We start from the raw sequence: 15,685 nt of genomic DNA on the forward strand, positions 1-15,685 counted from the left end.
AGAAAGGGGGTAGACCCTACCGAACGGGTGGGGTGTCACCGTAAAGACGTACTTCGGAACACCGATCACAGTAATAAAACGTTACTTGTGTCCACTTTCGGTGATCGGGTAACGACCCGTGCGTACTTTCGTTCGCACACCGGTTGTTCTTCTTTTCAGGGGTATTCCATGGCCACCAACTACCAGCTCAAACCGTACGCCTTCAACTTCAACGACCTGAAGTTTCTGGAAAGACAGATCAACTTCAAGCCGCTGTTCGATGAACAGGGCAACGCCATCATCCAGTGGGACGGCACCGGCGCTGTCTACAACTCCAACGACATGGCCACCCGGGTGCTCTATGCCGATCAGGGATCCGCTGTGGCCAACATCGCTGCGTATGGCACCTCCTACGCCTATGTGACCGATTTCGCCGGCCTGCGCGAGCCGTCGGGTCACAACAACAACCTTTACCTCGTGAACGCCGACTGGGGCGCCAACGACCAGCCTTTCCTGCAACGCACCCAGGTGGTTTTTGACCAGTACGTCAAGCCGCTGTCGGGTGCCATGCAACCCGACCCCAGCAACCCGGTCAACTACGACATCGATGGCAATCTCGTGGCGAATCCGACGATGGTGCCGGTCGACCCGAACGCGTTTTATGCACTGAAGTTCGCCACCCCTCCCGCGGCGGGCGCCGACTACGAAAAGACGGCGACCCACGCGGTGCAGAACGTGGTGGACTACACGCCGCGCATGATCAGCCAGTTGACGACGACGGCGGGCGCGACCTTTGGCATCGATGGCAACAACCACATCATCAAGGACGCCAACGGCTTCACCCAGGTGAACGACTACGGCGACCTGCAGGCGTCCGGCCTTCTGGATACCCAGGCGCAAGGCAACACCGAGTACTTCATCGGTGCCACCAACCCCGGCGTGGCGCCGGTCAACGGCTGGTTCGTGTTGTTCGGCCAGTTCTTTGACCACGGCCTCGATTTCATCGGCAAGGGTTCTGACGGCACCAAGATCACCATCAACCTGGCCACCGACGACCCGATGTATGGCGTGATCGACCCGAACACCGGCCAGCCCACCACCCAGATCGTCATCTCGCGCGCCGACGTGAGCGGCTTCACCGCCGACGGCACGGCGCAGTGGGTCAACCACACCTCGCCCTACATCGACCAGAGCCAGACCTACGGCTCCGACCAGGAAGTGACCGACATCCTGCGCGAATGGGTGTCCACCGACGGCGGGCTGACCTACCACGCCAGCTCGCACCTGATCGACGGCCAGACCTCCGTGGCCTGGAAGAACGCCTTCGGCGAAACCACCAACGCCACCCTGCCCACTTTGAACGAGCTGCGTGCCCACCTGATTGAAACGGGCCGTGACGATCTGACCTGGGAAGATGTGGCCAACCTGCGTATCCGCGATGCTTCGGGCCATGTGGCCACGGGTGCCGAAGCGGGCTCGTCGGGCCAGGCGCTGCTGCTGGACTTCAACCCGCGTTTTGACGCTGCCCACTTCACGAATCCGCTGAATCCGGAAGCTGCTGCGGGGTTTGCGGACAACATCGCCACCCTCACGGCGGCAGCGCAGGCCCTGGGCCCGGACTTCAATTTCGGCTACGACGGCGAGACGATCTTCCTGACGGTGCCCGCCGGCATCATGGGTCCGGGCGCACCGGCCATGACGGTCACAGGCGCCAGCGCGCTGGCGCTGTGGGTGAACTTCGGTGACTTCAGCATCAAGTCCACGATGCAGGCCGGTCCCGACATCATCGCCGTGGCCCAGGAAGTCCGTGACGCGGTGGGTGATCTGCTGCTGGCCTCGGTGGGTGACCACTACATCGCCGGCGACGGCCGCGCCAATGAAAACATCGGCCTGACCGCCGTGCACCACGTCTGGCACGAAGAGCACAACTTCCAGGTGCGCAACATCCAGAACGCCCTCGCCACCGAAGACCTCCGCCAGGAACGGCTGGACCAGGCGGGCACCTACGACCACGACCTGCTGAAGGACTGGCAGATCAACACCGGGACGCAGGACGCCAACGGCAACTACACGCATGGGGTGGGTGGCGCCATTGCCTGGAACGAGGACAAACTCTTCCACGCCGCCAAGATCACGGTGGAGATGGAATACCAGCACACGGCGATCGACCAGTTTGCCCGCACCATCACACCCAACATCGCCGAGTTCGTGGGCTACAACGCCGGCTCGCAGGGTGACGTGAGCCTGGACTTCTCGCAGGTGGCCTACCGCTTTGGCCACAGCACGCTGCGCGAGTCGATCGACACGATGGACCCGAACGGCGACCTCACCGGCGCCATCATGCGCGTGGCGCTGGAGAAAGCCTTTCTCACCCCGGAGTTGTTTGCCAACACCGGTGCCGCCGCGATCGCGATGGGCATGACGCACCAGCAAGCCAACGAGATCGACGAGTACCTCACGCCCGCCCTGAACCAGGGTCTGCTGGGCCTGCCGCTGGATCTGGCCGCCATCAACATCGCCCGGGGCCGTGACGTGGGCATCCCGACGCTCAACGCCTTTCGCGCCGCGATCAATCTGGATGAGTACGTGAGCTGGGCCGACTTCGGCGCCAACATGATCCATCCGGACAACCTGGTGAACTTCATCGCGGCCTACTCGTTTGATGGCGATGTGGCACGCGCCGCCGCGATCATCGGGCTGGACAACGGCAGCATCGCCGAAGGCGACACCGAGGCGATGGGCTACACCTACCAGCAGGCGCTGGACTTCATGAACAACACCGACGCATCGTTGTATGGCGTCGATGGCTTCAACCACATCGACACCTGGCTCGGTGGCCTTGCCGAAGTGCACGTGACCGGCGGCCTGCTGGGTGAAACCTTCGACACGGTGTTCGCCGACCAGATGACGCGCCTGATGAACGGCGACCGTTTCTACTACCTCTACCGTCTGGACCAGCTGCAGATGGGCGAAGGCATCATCAACGAACAGTTCAAGGACATCGTCGAGCGCAACACCGGCGCAGAACACCTGAACGGCAGCGTGTTTGCCTACGCCGACAAGTACTACGACCTGGCGGAAGGGGCGCTGGCGGATGCCAAGACCGAACACAAGTACGGCGAGGTTCTGGCCCAGCGGGCGTTGGACGACCTGCCGGCGATCGGCATCTACTCCACCAAGGGCAATGCCACGACCGGCAATGGCGCCATCGTGACCATCAACGGCGTGCAGTACATCCGCGACCTGCGGGTGGATGACGGCGCAGCCACGTCGGGAACGACCGCCATCAACGGCGGCTTGAACCTGGACGGCACACCCAACAGTGGGGCCGAGTCGCACGAGGTCATCGTGGCTTCGGACCACAACGACCTGATCTACGCCTGGGGCGGCGACGACACCGTCTACGCCGAAGGCGGTGACGACATCGTCTATGGCGGCAACGGCATCGACCGCATCTACGGCGGCGACGGCAACGACCGAATCTACGGCGGTGACGGCGGCGACTTGCTGGACGGCGGCGCGGGCGACGACTACGTGAGTGGCCAGCAGACGGCCGTGGCCGCAGCCGGCATCGACCAGGTGATCGGCGGCGAAGGCAACGACATCCTGCACAGCGGCGTGGGCATTGACAAGCTGTCGGGCGAGTCGGGCGACGACTTCATCTTCGGTGAAGAAGAAACCGACGCCTTCACCCACGGTGGCGATGGCAACGACGTGATCGACGGGGGTGTCGGCGGCGACCTGCTCTGGGCCGACGACGGCGACGACCTGGTCATCGGCGGCGACGACCAGGACATTTCGGCCGGCGGCAACGGCGACGACATCCTGCGCCCCGGCATCCCTTCGCTCGCCATGGGCGGTGGCCCGGACGAAGTGGTTGGCGGCCTGGGCAAGACCGACCTGGGCAACGACGGCAAGGGCTTCGGCTTCGACCTGATCGACTTCAGTGACCACCCCTACTCGCCGCAGGGCGTGTCGGTGCTGTTCTCGACCCAGCAGAACCCGCTGGTGCAGATCGACGTGCCCTCTTCGTTCCCGGCCTGGGTCGGTATCGAGGGCGTGATCGCCAGCCAGGGCAACGACACCATCAACGCCGATGTGACCAACGTCTTCGGTGGCGCCAACTGGCTCATCGGTGGCAGCGGCAACGACAGCATCACCGGCGGCCTGGGCAACGATGTGATCGTGGGCGACGGCATCCGTCTGGACAGCCTGATCGGCACTTATGCGGGTGCCTACGACCAGTACCTGGACGGTGCGAGCCACCGCGCAGCGGGGTTCATCCAGAACAACGGCCTGCTCGACGCCGTCGGTTTTGGCGCCGACAAGCACATGACCACCATGCTGTCTTCCGCGACCTTCCAGAACTTCGTGCTGGGCGGCAGCGAAGTCACCCGCTTGTGGCGCAACGGCGTGGTCGGCACCGACCTGGCCGACAGCGTGGTGGTGGGTGACGGTGGCACCGTGGGCACAGCGGACACCGTGAAATTCACGGGCAACTATGCGGACTACGCGGTTGAATTGGTCACCTTCGCATCGCAGAACGAAGGCACGATCACCGCCTACAAGGTCACTGACTCGGTGGCCAACCGCGATGGCGTGGACGTGGTGGTGGGCGTCGAGAACTTCCAGTTCGCCGACCAAACGATCAACGTCGCCCAGCCGATGGCTCCCATGATCACGTCCAACGGCGGTGGCGGCAGTGCCGTCACCGCCGTGGCCGAAAACACGACCGCCGTTACCACGGTGACCGCCACCGACGGCACGTTTGGCGACGTACTGACCTATGGCATCGCGGGTGGCGCTGACGCTGGCTTGTTCACCATCGACGCCAACACCGGTGTGCTCAGCTTTGTTGCACCCAACAACTTCGAGGCGCCAGCAGACAGCAACGGCAACAACAGCTACGACGTGATCGTGAAGGTGACCGACCTCAGCGGACTGATCGACACCCAGACCCTGGCGGTGAACGTCACCAACGTGAACGAAGCGGCCACCGGCTCGGTGAATGTGACCGTCTACACCACGAACGTCAATGTCGCGCAGACCGCGCAGACCGCCGCCACCCTGACGGCACTCAGCACGGTGGTCGATCCGGACGCGCCCGCGTACCCGCTGACGTACCAGTGGCAGCAGCAGAACGCGGCCGGTGTCTGGTTCAACATCGCCGGCGCCACCAGCGCGACATTGGCCAACCGCAGCAACGCCACGCTGCGCGCCACCTCGACCATCAACGACGGCTTCGGCCCGGCCACGTACATTTCCCCGGAAACGGTGAAGGTCGGCACCAGCGGCAACAACACGCTGGTCGGCACGGCGGGCGCCGACCTCGTTCTCGGCCTGGCGGGCACCGACAACCTCACCGGCGGTGCGGGCGACGACACCGTGGACGGCGGCCTGGGCAACGACACCCTGCGTGCGTCGGTGGGTGACGGCAACGACACCTACATCGGCGGTGCCGGCATCGACGCCTACAACCTGTCGGTCACTTCGGCGGCCGCCAACGTTGACCTCACGGCCGGGACCGCCAGCAGCGCGCAAACCGGCAACGACGCGCTGGTGGGGATCGAAAACGTGGTTGGCAGCAGTGGCGACAACGTGATCACCGACGCGACCGGGGCCAACGGCCTGAACGGTGGCGCAGGCAACGACACCTTCGTGCTTGTGGGGGACGACGCACGCGACATCCTGGTCGGTGCAGCGGGCGTGGACACGGTGGACTTCACGGCGGTCGCAGCCAACCTGACGGTGAACCTGGGCACCGCCACTGCCGTGGTAAACGGCAGTGGAACCACCACGGCCCTCAGCGACACGGTCTACGGCGTCGAGAACTTCATCGGCGGCTCCGGCAACGACAGCATCACGGGTAGCTCGGCGGCCAATCAGCTGTCGGGCGGCTTGGGCAACGACAGCCTTATGGGTGCAGCCGGTAGGGACACGCTGGATGGTGGTGCCGGCGACGACACGCTGACAGGGGGGGCCGGCCTGGACAACCTGACCGGTGGTGATGGTGTGGACGTGTTCGACTACAACGCCTCGAACGAGTCGGGCGTCGGCGCTGCGGTGCGCGACCTCATCGCGGACTTCGTCGCCGGGACGGACAAGCTGGACTTCTCGACCCTCGACGCCAACACCGGTGTGGCGGGCAATCAGGACTTCACCTTCAACGCGACCGACGGGGCCCTGTTCACCGGAGCGGGTCAGATCGTGTACCACTATGAGGGCAGTGGTGGCAGCGAGATCACGGTGATCGAAGGGAACGTCAACAACAACCTGGGTACCGACTTCCAGGTTGCCCTGGTGGGCCACGTCAGCCTGAGCGCCAGCGACTTCATCCTGTAACCCCGGCGGCGCCCAGCCTTTGCGCGTCCGACGTCGACGCGTCGGGCTCGTCAGAAAACCCCGCCCGGTGTGGCGGGTTTTTCTTGTCCGACGGCCGTGACGGGCGACATGCAAGACAGTCAACTTCGCCGCGAAGAACTGGTCAGAGTGGCGTCGCGGGCACTACACTGACCGCGGCAGCTGGCACAACCTCAGAGACAAGAAGGTATCGGTCATGAACGAACTTGATCTGCTCCTGAGCACCCTGTTCAATGTGGGAGACCATGCCGAGTTGCGGGGTCCGCGGTTCTGGGGCCTGACCCAGTCGCTGGATGTGGCCACCCTGATCATCGATCGTGAGAATCTGATCGAGCTGGCGAATGAACCGGCCCATCGCCTGCTCGCCTTGTCGGATCTGGACAGCGAATGCCGCAGGATGTGCGAGTTTCTGGGCGAGCCGGGACAGGTGTTCCTGGACGGCGTGCGTCAGCAGACCGATGATCCCTACGCCTCCTTTTTTCGAAGCTATCTGGTGGACCAGACGGGGGCGGCGAACCAGGTGGCCGTCTTTGCGCACGCCATGCACCGTGACAGCCTGGTGACGGGCAGCATGCTGCTGTTCATCGTCCCGGGGCACCGGGAAGCCGCGCTGCTGCACGCTTTGGCCAATGCAGGATCACGCGATGACTTTGTCGCCAACTTCTTGCGACTGGCTCGCGAGGATGAACGCAAGCGCATTGCCAGTGACCTGCACGACGGTTTGGGGCAGGTGCTCACGATGCTCAAGTTCAAGGTCGAGCGTGCGCTGTTGCGGCTGGACAGCGCCGATGTGGAGGGTTCGCGCCTGTTGTTGAACGAAGCGGTCCGCGATCTGCGGGGTGCGGTCGATGATGTGCGGCGCATATCCAACCAGCTGCGGCCGACCATGCTGGATGATCTGGGACTGCTGCGTACCGTGCAGTCGCTTTGCCGTCAATGCCAGGCCGCGACCCCGCAGCTGGCGATCGAGCTGGATGTGCCCGAGTCGGAGAGCGATCTGCCTCCCACGCTCAAGTACGTGGTCTTCCGCCTGTTGCAGGAGGCCTTGAACAATGTGATCAAGCATTCCCAGGCCAGCCGGGTGCTGATCTACATGCGCATTCACGATGGACAGTTTTCCATCGGGGTGGAAGACAACGGCCAGGGTTTTGATTCGCGTGGCATTCTGAGTGGCAAAACCTGTCTCGTGGGGATTGGACTCAACAGCATGCGGGAACGCACGGAGGGCGCCAGTGGGCGTTTCTCCATCCAGTCCGAGCCGGGTCAGGGGACCGTGATCACGGCCACCTGGATGCTGAATGCATCGGGTTCCAAGCACCGGGCGATGCAGGAACAGGTGATGCGGATCACCGCCAGTCCGCCCGCCATTCAGCCGGACATCAATCTCAACGAGCAAGGTCCGTCAGTTCGTCGGTGAAGGGGGACGTGTCCTGGAAGGAGCTGGTGGCCCAGCTACCGGCCGATGACTTGAATCGCAGCATGTGACCACGCTCCACCCAGCCGTGGTGCAGTGCCATCAGGATGAGCTCGGTGGCGCTGTGCAGACCCAGCTTCTGCATGAGGCTGGAGCGGTGCTTTTCGACGGTTTTTGGGCTCAGGTGCAACATTTCTGCGGCGACCCGGTTGGTGCAACCTTCGGCCACCAGCTTCACGATGGAGCGCTCCCTGTGGGTCAGGCGCTCCCATGGCGAGTGGGTCTGCGGTGCGGCAGGGTCTTGAATGAAGTGGTTGACCAGCTGCCCCGACACATCGGCGCTGAGAAACAGTTTGCCGGCCAGCACCTGTCGCATGGCGTGGACAAACTCTTCATAGTTGGCGTCTTTGAGGACGTAGCCATCCGCACCGGCTTTCAGGGCCTCGCGCACGTACTCCTCGGACTGCTGCACGGTCAACGCCAGGATCTTGATCTGGGGATCGCGGCGTTTGATCTGCAGCGTGGCCTCGATGCCGTTCATGTTGGGCATGGACAGGTCCATGGTGATCAGGTCGGGCTTGAGCTTCTGCGCCAGCTGCATGGCTTCCCGCCCGTCGCGTGCCTCGCCCACCACCTCGAAGTTCGGAACGGCGGAGATCATCGAGCGCAGCCCCTCCCGCAGGAGGTTGTGGTCCTCTGCAATCAGTATCCGGTGTTGCATGCTCTTCTCCTTCGGGTGTCTGGGGAGGAGGTTGCGCAAGGAAACTTAAGAACTACTTAACAAACTATCGCGACCGTTTCGGTGCCCTGCGGCCGACAGGCCCCGCGCATACAATCGTTTTTTCCGGCCGTAGCAGGTGGTTTCGTCTGAAGCCGTCCTGTCGGAGGCTGTTTTTTCTCTTGTGGAGACCCTGTGTTTATCTCTTCTGCTTATGCCCAAGCCGCCGCTGGCGGCGACACCCAGTCCACCATCATGGGCCTGTTGCCCCTGGTGCTGATGTTCGTGGTGCTCTATTTCGTGATGATCCGCCCGCAGATGAAGCGCCAGAAAGAGCACAAGGCCATGGTCGAAGCGCTGGCCAAGGGCGACGAAGTTGTGACCGCCGGGGGTTTTCTGGGCAAGGTGTCCAAGATCGGTGAAGCCTATATCGGTGTGGAACTTGCCGACGGCGTGGAAGTCCAGATGCAGCGTTCGGCCGTGACGCAAGTGCTGCCCAAGGGCACGATCAAGTAAGCCCACCCCCGCGCCGGGCTCACTGCGTGGCCCGTCACCCCCTCAAGGGGGCAGTGCCTGCAGCCCGGCAAAGCCGGTTCTGCGGCACTCTGGTTTGAAGACTCCCCTGCGCTGCCGCACTCGAAGCGATTCAACATGAATAGATATCCGCTCTGGAAGTACCTGATCATCGCGGTGGCGCTGGTGATCGGGGCTTTGTATGCCCTGCCCAACCTGTTTGGCGAGTCGCCTGCGGTGCAGGTGTCGGCCGCTCGGACGGCGGTGAAGGTGGATCTGTCAACCGTCACGCGGGTGGAGCAGGCGCTGAGCGCGCAGGGTCTTGTGGCTTCGACGGTGCAGTTCGAGGGCACTTCGGTGCGGGCGCGGTTCGAAGACACCGATACCCAGCTGAAGGCGCGTGACGCCATCGAGCGCGCGCTCAACCCGGATCCGGCCGACCCGGGCCATGTGGTGGCGCTGAGCCTGTTGCCGCGCACCCCTTCGTGGCTGGCGGCGCTGGGCGCGTCGCCCATGTACCTGGGTCTGGACCTGCGCGGCGGCGTGCACTTCATGCTGCAGGTGGACATGCCGGCGGCGCTGCAGCGCCGTGCGGACGTGCTCGCGGGCGACCTGCGCACCGCGCTGCGCGAGAAGAACGTGCGCCACGGTGGCGTCAACCGCAACGGGATCAACATCGAGGTGCGCGCGCGCGATGCCGCCACGCTGGCAGCGACGCGCGCCGTGATCCAGGACCAGTTCCCGGATCTGGTGTCCAGCGAAACCCCTGAAGGCAGCGAGTTCCGGCTGATGGCCACGATCAAGCCGGAAGCGGCGCGCTCGGTGCAGGACCAGGCGCTCAAGCAGAACATCACCACGCTGCACAACCGCATCAACGAGCTGGGCGTGGCCGAACCGGTGATCCAGCAGCAAGGAGCAGACCGCATCGTGGTGCAGCTGCCCGGCGTGCAGGACACGGCCAAGGCCAAGGACATCCTGGGCCGCACCGCGACGCTGGAAATGCGCCTGGTGGACGAGAGCACCGAAGGGCGCGCCGCCGCCGATGGCACCGGGCCGGTGCCTTTTGGTGCGGACCGCTTTCCGACGCGGGACGGGCGCGCAGCGATCGTCAAGAAACAGGTGCTGGCCACGGGCGAGAACCTGACCGATGCGCAGGCAGGCTTTGATTCGCAGCAGCAGGAACCGAGCGTGACGCTCTACATGGATGCCAAGGGCGGGCGTGTCATGCGCGACGTCAGCCGCGAGAACATCGGCAAAGGCATGGCGATCATCCTGTTCGAAAAGGGCAAGGGCGAGGCGATTTCCGTGGCGACGATCCGCGGTGAACTGGGCAACCGCTTCCAGATCTCGGGCAGTATGAACATCAATGAGGCCAACGACCTGGCGCTGCTGCTGCGCGCGGGTTCGCTGGCCGCGCCGATGGAGATCATCGAGGAGCGCACCATCGGCCCGAGCCTGGGCGCCGACAACATCGCCAAAGGCTTCAACAGCGTGATCTGGGGCTTTGCCGTGATCGTGCTGTTCATGTGTGCTTATTACATGTTGTTCGGCGTGTTTTCCAGTCTGGCGCTGGGTTTCAACCTGGTGTTGCTGGTGGCTGTGCTGTCCATGCTGCAGGCCACGCTGACGCTGCCGGGCATTGCCGCCATGGCGCTCGCCTTGGGCATGGCCATCGACTCCAACGTGCTGATCAACGAGCGCGTGCGCGAGGAGCTGCGCAACGGCGCGGCGCCGCAGTCGGCCATCAACGCCGGCTACGAACACGCCTGGGGCACCATCCTGGACTCCAACGTCACGACCCTGATCGCAGGTGTGGCGCTGCTGGCCTTCGGTTCGGGTCCGGTGCGCGGCTTTGCCGTGGTGCACTGCATCGGCATCCTGACCAGCATGTTCTCGTCGGTGGTGTTTTCCCGTGGACTGGTCAACCTCTGGTACGGCCGTCAGAAAAAGCTCAAGACCGTGTCGATCGGCACCGTGTGGCGGGCCGGCGGCAAGGCCCCCGCGATCAAGGCCGACTGAGCGGCACACCTTCAAGGAACCAGCATGGAGTTTTTCCGCATCCAGAAGGACATCCCGTTCATGAAGCACGCCATCGTGCTGAACGCGATTTCCGCCATCACCTTTGTCGCTGCGGTGGTGTTTCTCGTCCTCCGCGGGCTCAACCTGTCGGTGGAATTCACCGGCGGCACGGTCATGGAAGTGGCCTACGAGCAGCCGGCGGACCTGGCCGCCGTGCGCCATGTGGTCGAGTCCCTGGGCTACGCCGATGTGCCGGTGCAGAACTTTGGCTCTTCGCGCGATGTGCTGCTGCGACTGCCGGTGCAGGCGGGCAAGAGCTCGGGGCAACAGAGCGAGGCCGCATTGGCCGCGCTCAAGGCGCAGAACCCCACGGTGGAGCTGCGCCGCTCCGAGTTTGTCGGTCCGCAGGTGGGTCAGGAGCTGGTGGAAGACGGGCTCAAGGCGCTCGGTCTGGTGATCGTCGGCATCATGATCTACTTGGCGGTGCGCTTCGAGTGGAAGTACGCCGTCTCGGCCATCATCGCCAACCTGCACGACGTGGTCATCATCCTGGGCTTCTTTGCGTTCTTCCAGTGGGAGTTTTCGCTCGCGGTGCTGGCGGCGGTGCTGGCGGTGCTGGGCTATTCGGTCAACGAATCTGTGGTGATTTTTGATCGCATCCGTGAGAGTTTCCGTCGCCACCGCAAAAAGACGACACCGCAGATCATCGACCACGCAATCACCTCCACCATCAGCCGTACGATCATCACCCACGGTTCGACCCAGATCATGGTGCTGTCGATGCTGTTGTTTGGTGGTCCGACGCTGTATTACTTTGCGCTGGCCCTGACCATCGGCATCCTGTTTGGCATCTATTCTTCGGTGTTTGTGGCCGCGGCCATTGCCATGTGGCTGGGCATCAAGCGCGAGGACCTGATCAAGTCGGGCAGCAAACCGGCGGAAGCCGATCCCAACGACCCCAACGGGGGGGCCGTGGTTTAAGCGTCAAACACCCCGGACCCAGCCCGCCTGTTCGTCAATAGTGTTGAGTCCTTTCGTGTCATACTGAAACCATCGTGTCCTCTCCTGATCAGCACGTCTCCTCTCTGGCCAAACAGGCGCGTGAACTCTTCGTGGTTCATGTGGGACGTGCGCTTCCCGACCTGGTCAAAAGCTGTGAGACGCGGCTGACCTCCATCCTCGATCAGGCCGGGCCGGCACGCGACATGCAGGAACGCCGCGATGCCTGGATGGCGTTCCAGAAAAATCAGACCGCCTGGCTGAACCAGTCCCGCAAGGTGCTGCAGCGCACCCTGCTGCCGCGTTTCACGGCTTCTGGCAGCTCGGTCAACAGCGCGCCCGGGCGGTTGGAGCTGATGGCAGAAGGTGCCATGGACGACCAGATCCTTGCTTCGCGACTGGCGATGCGCGTGCTGGACCAGGCCTCCACCGAACTCAACGAACTGCGCCTGCGCATCCAGCACCTTGAAAAGCGCCAGGAGCTGCCGCGTGGCGACGTGCTGCTGCCCGACGTGGTGACGCGCATCCTGGTGGACCAGTGGCTCGATGTGCAGATGAGCCGCGAAGGCTGGTTGCTGGTGCAGGACGCCCTGGCACCCATGCTCGCCAAGAGAATGCACGAGGCCTACAAGGCGGCCAACGAATTTCTGGTCTCCAGCGGAGTGATGAAAGAGATCGACCTGCAGGCGCTGGTCAAGCGTGCGCCGGGCAGTCGCTCGGCTGCGCCGGCCGCCGGCGATGTGGCCGCCGCGGGCGCTGTTGCGGAAGGCCGTGGTGGCTTCGAGGGCAAACGGGTGGCCGGGCAGGTCAGCGATGAACGTGGCGGGTCTGCCAGGCAAAACGGTACTGATTCAGGTGGGCAGGCTGGCATGGGTTCGCAGCGGGGCGGCATGACCTCCTCGGCCATGGGTGTGCACGATGAAACCCGCATGATGACCAGTGCTTCGCCCCTGGCCAGGGCGCGCATGCGGGCTCAGGGCGTGGTTGGGCGGCTCAAGCGCATGCTGATCGACCGTGTGGGCGGTGATTTTGAGGCGACGCAGTTGTTGCCGCCTTCGCCCCAGCTGGTGCAGGCGATGCAGCGCATCGCCCCTGTGGTCAGCGTCGACGCCGGCTTGCCGCAGACGGGCAGCACAGGCTCGGGCGTGGTGTATGCGGACGCCTCACACATTGAGCGCGCGGCCACGGCCCTGCGCCAGCGCACCGTTGAACTCAAGCAGGCCGCCGAGACGCCCGCCGAAAAGGCCACCATCGAGGTGGTGGCGCTGATGTTCCAGAGCATCCTGGCCGAGGAGCGCATCCCGGCCACCGTGCGGGTCTGGTTTGCCCGGTTGCAGATCCCGGTGCTGCGGGTGGCGCTGGCCGAGCCCGAGTTTTTCAGTGCCCTGCAGCACCCGGCGCGTCGCCTGATCGACCGCATGGGTTCCTGTGTCATGGGCTTCGAATCCAATGTCACCTCGACCGCGCTGGAGATGGAAATCAAACGCGTGGTGCAAGTGATCGAACAGTACCCGGAAACCGGACGCCGGGTGTTCCAGCTGGTGTTCGACGAATTTCAGAAGTTTCTCTCGACCTACCTCAGCGGGCAGGGCAATGCCAGTCGGTTTGTCACGGTCGCCCAGCAGGTGGAGCAGAAGGAAACGCTGTCCGTGCAATACACCATCGAGCTGCGGAAGTTGCTCGACGACGTGCCGGTGCGCGACGAAGTGCGCGAATTTCTGTTCAAAGTCTGGGTCGAGGTGCTGGCGGTGGCCAGTGTCAAGTTTGGTCTCAAGCACGAGGAAACGGCGTCGCTCAAGCGGGTGGCGTCCGATCTGTTGTGGGCGGCGAGCGCCAAACCCAACCGCAATGACCGCGCCCGGGTGATCCAGCAGCTGCCCAGCATCCTGCAGCGCTTGCGCCAGGGCATGGGTTTGCTGGGCTACCCGGCCGGCCTCCAGGACCAGCACATCAAGTCGGTCAGCGACACCTTGGCCGATGCGTTCATGTCGCGCACGGAACCGATTCCGCAGGAGCGGCTGGACAAACTGTCCGATCGCCTGGCGCATCTCGAAGACTACCTGCCGGAAAACGGGGTGGGCGATCTGGACCTGGACAACGAGAGCATCGAGATGATCACCGGCGTGGACGCCAGCAACATCGAGGTGATCAAGCATGGCGGCAGCCAGCCGAACGAGGCGATGCGGGCCTGGGCCGTCGAGCTGCAGATCGGCTCGTGGTTTGGGCTGGACCACAACGGCAAGCTCAACAGCGTGCAGCTCGCCTGGCGCAGCGACCGTGGCCAGCTGTACCTGTTTGTCACCAACAGCGGGCGTTGCTTCCTCGTGCAGGCCAATCGCGTGGCGGCCTATCTGCAGGCGGGCCTGCTGGTGCCGAGCGAAGACGAGGCGCTGACCGTGCGCGCCACGCGCGATGCAATGGCCAAGTTGGACGCGAACCCCGAGAGACTGCTCGGTTGACCCCCCCGCGCCGCACTGGCGGTGCGTCACCCCCGGGGGCAACGCTGGCGGCACGGCAAAGCCGGTTCCGCGGCGTTCTGGCTTGAAGACACCTCGCTCCGGAGGCTGTTGGGTCGCTCCGGCAGGCTTCAGCTCTGGCCTGTTCGCTGAAGCAGGCCACCAGGAAGCCGCCCCACCCAGCCGTCCAGTTCCAGTTCCAGCAAGCGCGCCTGCAGGGTCGCGGTGTCGAGGCCGGTGCGCGCCTGCAGGGCGTCGAGGCTGACCGGGTCGTGACCCAGCGCGTCGAGCAGGTCGTCGTCGGGTGGCTCCGTGGTTGATCCTTCTTCCGGAGTCGCCGGAGCACCCAATCGAAGGTCTTCCAGGATGTCCTGCGCCGACTCGACCAGCTTGGCGCCCTGGCGGATGAGCGAGTGGCAGCCCCTGGCCTGTGGGGCGTGGATCGAACCGGGGATGGCAAACACCTCTCGACCCTGTTCGGCGGCCATGCGGGCGGTGATGAGCGAACCCGATTGCAGTGCCGCCTCCACCACCAGGGTACCTTGCGACAGGCCGGCAATGATGCGGTTGCGTTGCGGGAAGTTGGCCGGCAGCGGGGACGTGCCCAGCGGGTACTCGCTGACCAGGGCGCCGCGCTCGGCGATGCGGTGGGCGAGGTTCAGGTGCCTTTTGGGGTAGACGCGGTCCAGACCGGTGCCCACCACGGCGATGGTCCTGGCGCCGGCTGCCAGTGCGCCTTCATGGGCCGCGCCATCGACCCCGAGCGCAAGACCGGACACGATGCACAGGCCGGCCTGGCCCAGGGCCTGGGCAAACTGGTGGGCGTTGGTCGCGCCCTGGTGGGTGGGGTTGCGGCTGCCGACGATGGCGAGCTTGTTCGGGTGGCTCAGGGCTTCCAGATCGCCCAGCACATACAGCAGCACCGGTGGATCGGCGATCTGCAGGAGCGCGGACGGGAAGCGCGCGTCGCCCAGCGTCAGCAGGTGGTGACGGTCTGACTGGGCCAGCCAGGTTTGCAGGCGCTCCAGCGCAGGTTCCAGTTCATCGGGAATCTCTTGCAGGGCTTCGGCGATGCGGGCGCCGACGACGGTCTGCAGCGCCGTCAGGCTCTGCGAAAAAACGGTCTGTGGCAGTCCAAACGCGGCCAGCAGCTTGCGCGCGGTCTCGTTCCCGACACCAGGGGTCAGCAGCAGCCTCAGCCAGGCGGCCAGCTCTTCTCTGGCCATG

Annotated in this window: 8 protein-coding genes; 6 read left to right on the forward strand and 2 right to left on the reverse strand. The window is 64.3% G+C overall.

The window, feature by feature from the left end; translation table 11 throughout:
* Positions 1 to 168: 168 nt before the first annotated feature.
* Together F3K02_RS03415 and F3K02_RS03420 are read left to right on the forward strand one after the other, a co-directional pair.
* Positions 169 to 6,321, forward strand: coding sequence for a peroxidase family protein (locus tag F3K02_RS03415; RefSeq protein ID WP_177133341.1), 6,153 nt, complete (start codon positions 169 to 171; stop codon positions 6,319 to 6,321).
* A 313-nt stretch (positions 6,322 to 6,634) separates the two neighbouring features.
* On the forward strand, positions 6,635 to 7,756 hold the full coding sequence (locus F3K02_RS03420; RefSeq protein WP_177133343.1) for a histidine kinase: 1,122 nt from the start codon (positions 6,635 to 6,637) through the stop codon (positions 7,754 to 7,756).
* Here the strand turns inward: F3K02_RS03420 and F3K02_RS03425 are convergent.
* Complete coding sequence (locus F3K02_RS03425) at positions 7,725 to 8,474, reverse strand: response regulator (RefSeq protein WP_177133345.1); 750 nt, start codon at positions 8,472 to 8,474, stop codon at positions 7,725 to 7,727. The two genes, F3K02_RS03420 and F3K02_RS03425, sit on opposite strands and share 32 nt — an antisense overlap.
* 192 nt (positions 8,475 to 8,666) lie before the next feature.
* On the opposite strand from F3K02_RS03425, the gene yajC reads away from it, so the two are divergent.
* The 4 genes from yajC to F3K02_RS03445 all read left to right on the forward strand — a co-directional run bounded on the left by yajC (position 8,667) and on the right by F3K02_RS03445 (position 14,461).
* The gene (gene yajC / locus F3K02_RS03430) at positions 8,667 to 8,987 is read left to right on the forward strand and encodes a preprotein translocase subunit YajC (protein ID WP_177133349.1); all 321 of its coding nucleotides are present in this window, start codon (positions 8,667 to 8,669) and stop codon (positions 8,985 to 8,987) included.
* Between the two features lie 135 nt (positions 8,988 to 9,122).
* Positions 9,123 to 11,003 carry a protein translocase subunit SecD gene (gene secD, locus F3K02_RS03435; RefSeq protein ID WP_177133350.1) on the forward strand — a complete coding sequence of 627 codons (1,881 nt, stop codon included), beginning with the start codon at positions 9,123 to 9,125 and terminating at the stop codon, positions 11,001 to 11,003.
* 24 nt (positions 11,004 to 11,027) lie between these two features.
* Positions 11,028 to 11,984: a protein translocase subunit SecF gene (gene secF, locus F3K02_RS03440; RefSeq protein ID WP_177133352.1), complete on the forward strand. Its 957-nt coding sequence runs from the start codon at positions 11,028 to 11,030 to the stop codon at positions 11,982 to 11,984.
* Positions 11,985 to 12,058: 74 nt separating this feature from the next.
* Complete coding sequence (locus F3K02_RS03445) at positions 12,059 to 14,461, forward strand: DUF1631 family protein (protein ID WP_177133354.1); 2,403 nt, start codon at positions 12,059 to 12,061, stop codon at positions 14,459 to 14,461.
* Positions 14,462 to 14,589: 128 nt separating this feature from the next.
* On the opposite strand, the gene dprA is transcribed toward F3K02_RS03445, so the two are convergent.
* Entirely contained in the window at positions 14,590 to 15,684 is a 1,095-nt protein-coding gene (gene dprA, locus F3K02_RS03450; RefSeq protein WP_177133356.1) for a DNA-processing protein DprA, read from the reverse strand.
* Between the last annotated feature and the right edge of the window lies 1 nt (position 15,685).

The organism is Hydrogenophaga aromaticivorans, from assembly GCF_013387465.1.
In the GTDB taxonomy this organism is placed as follows: domain Bacteria; phylum Pseudomonadota; class Gammaproteobacteria; order Burkholderiales; family Burkholderiaceae_C; genus Hydrogenophaga; species Hydrogenophaga aromaticivorans.

Excerpts from the sequence above, each read along its gene's own strand:
- secF (WP_177133352.1), top strand. The coding sequence starts at position 11,028 with ATGGAGTTTTTCCGCATCCAGAAGGACATCCCGTTCATGAAGCACGCC.
- dprA (WP_177133356.1), bottom strand. The coding sequence starts at position 15,684 with ATGGCCAGAGAAGAGCTGGCCGCCTGGCTGAGGCTGCTGCTGACCCCT.
- F3K02_RS03425 (WP_177133345.1), bottom strand. The coding sequence starts at position 8,474 with ATGCAACACCGGATACTGATTGCAGAGGACCACAACCTCCTGCGGGAG.
- secD (WP_177133350.1), top strand. The coding sequence starts at position 9,123 with ATGAATAGATATCCGCTCTGGAAGTACCTGATCATCGCGGTGGCGCTG.
- F3K02_RS03415 (WP_177133341.1), top strand. The coding sequence starts at position 169 with ATGGCCACCAACTACCAGCTCAAACCGTACGCCTTCAACTTCAACGAC.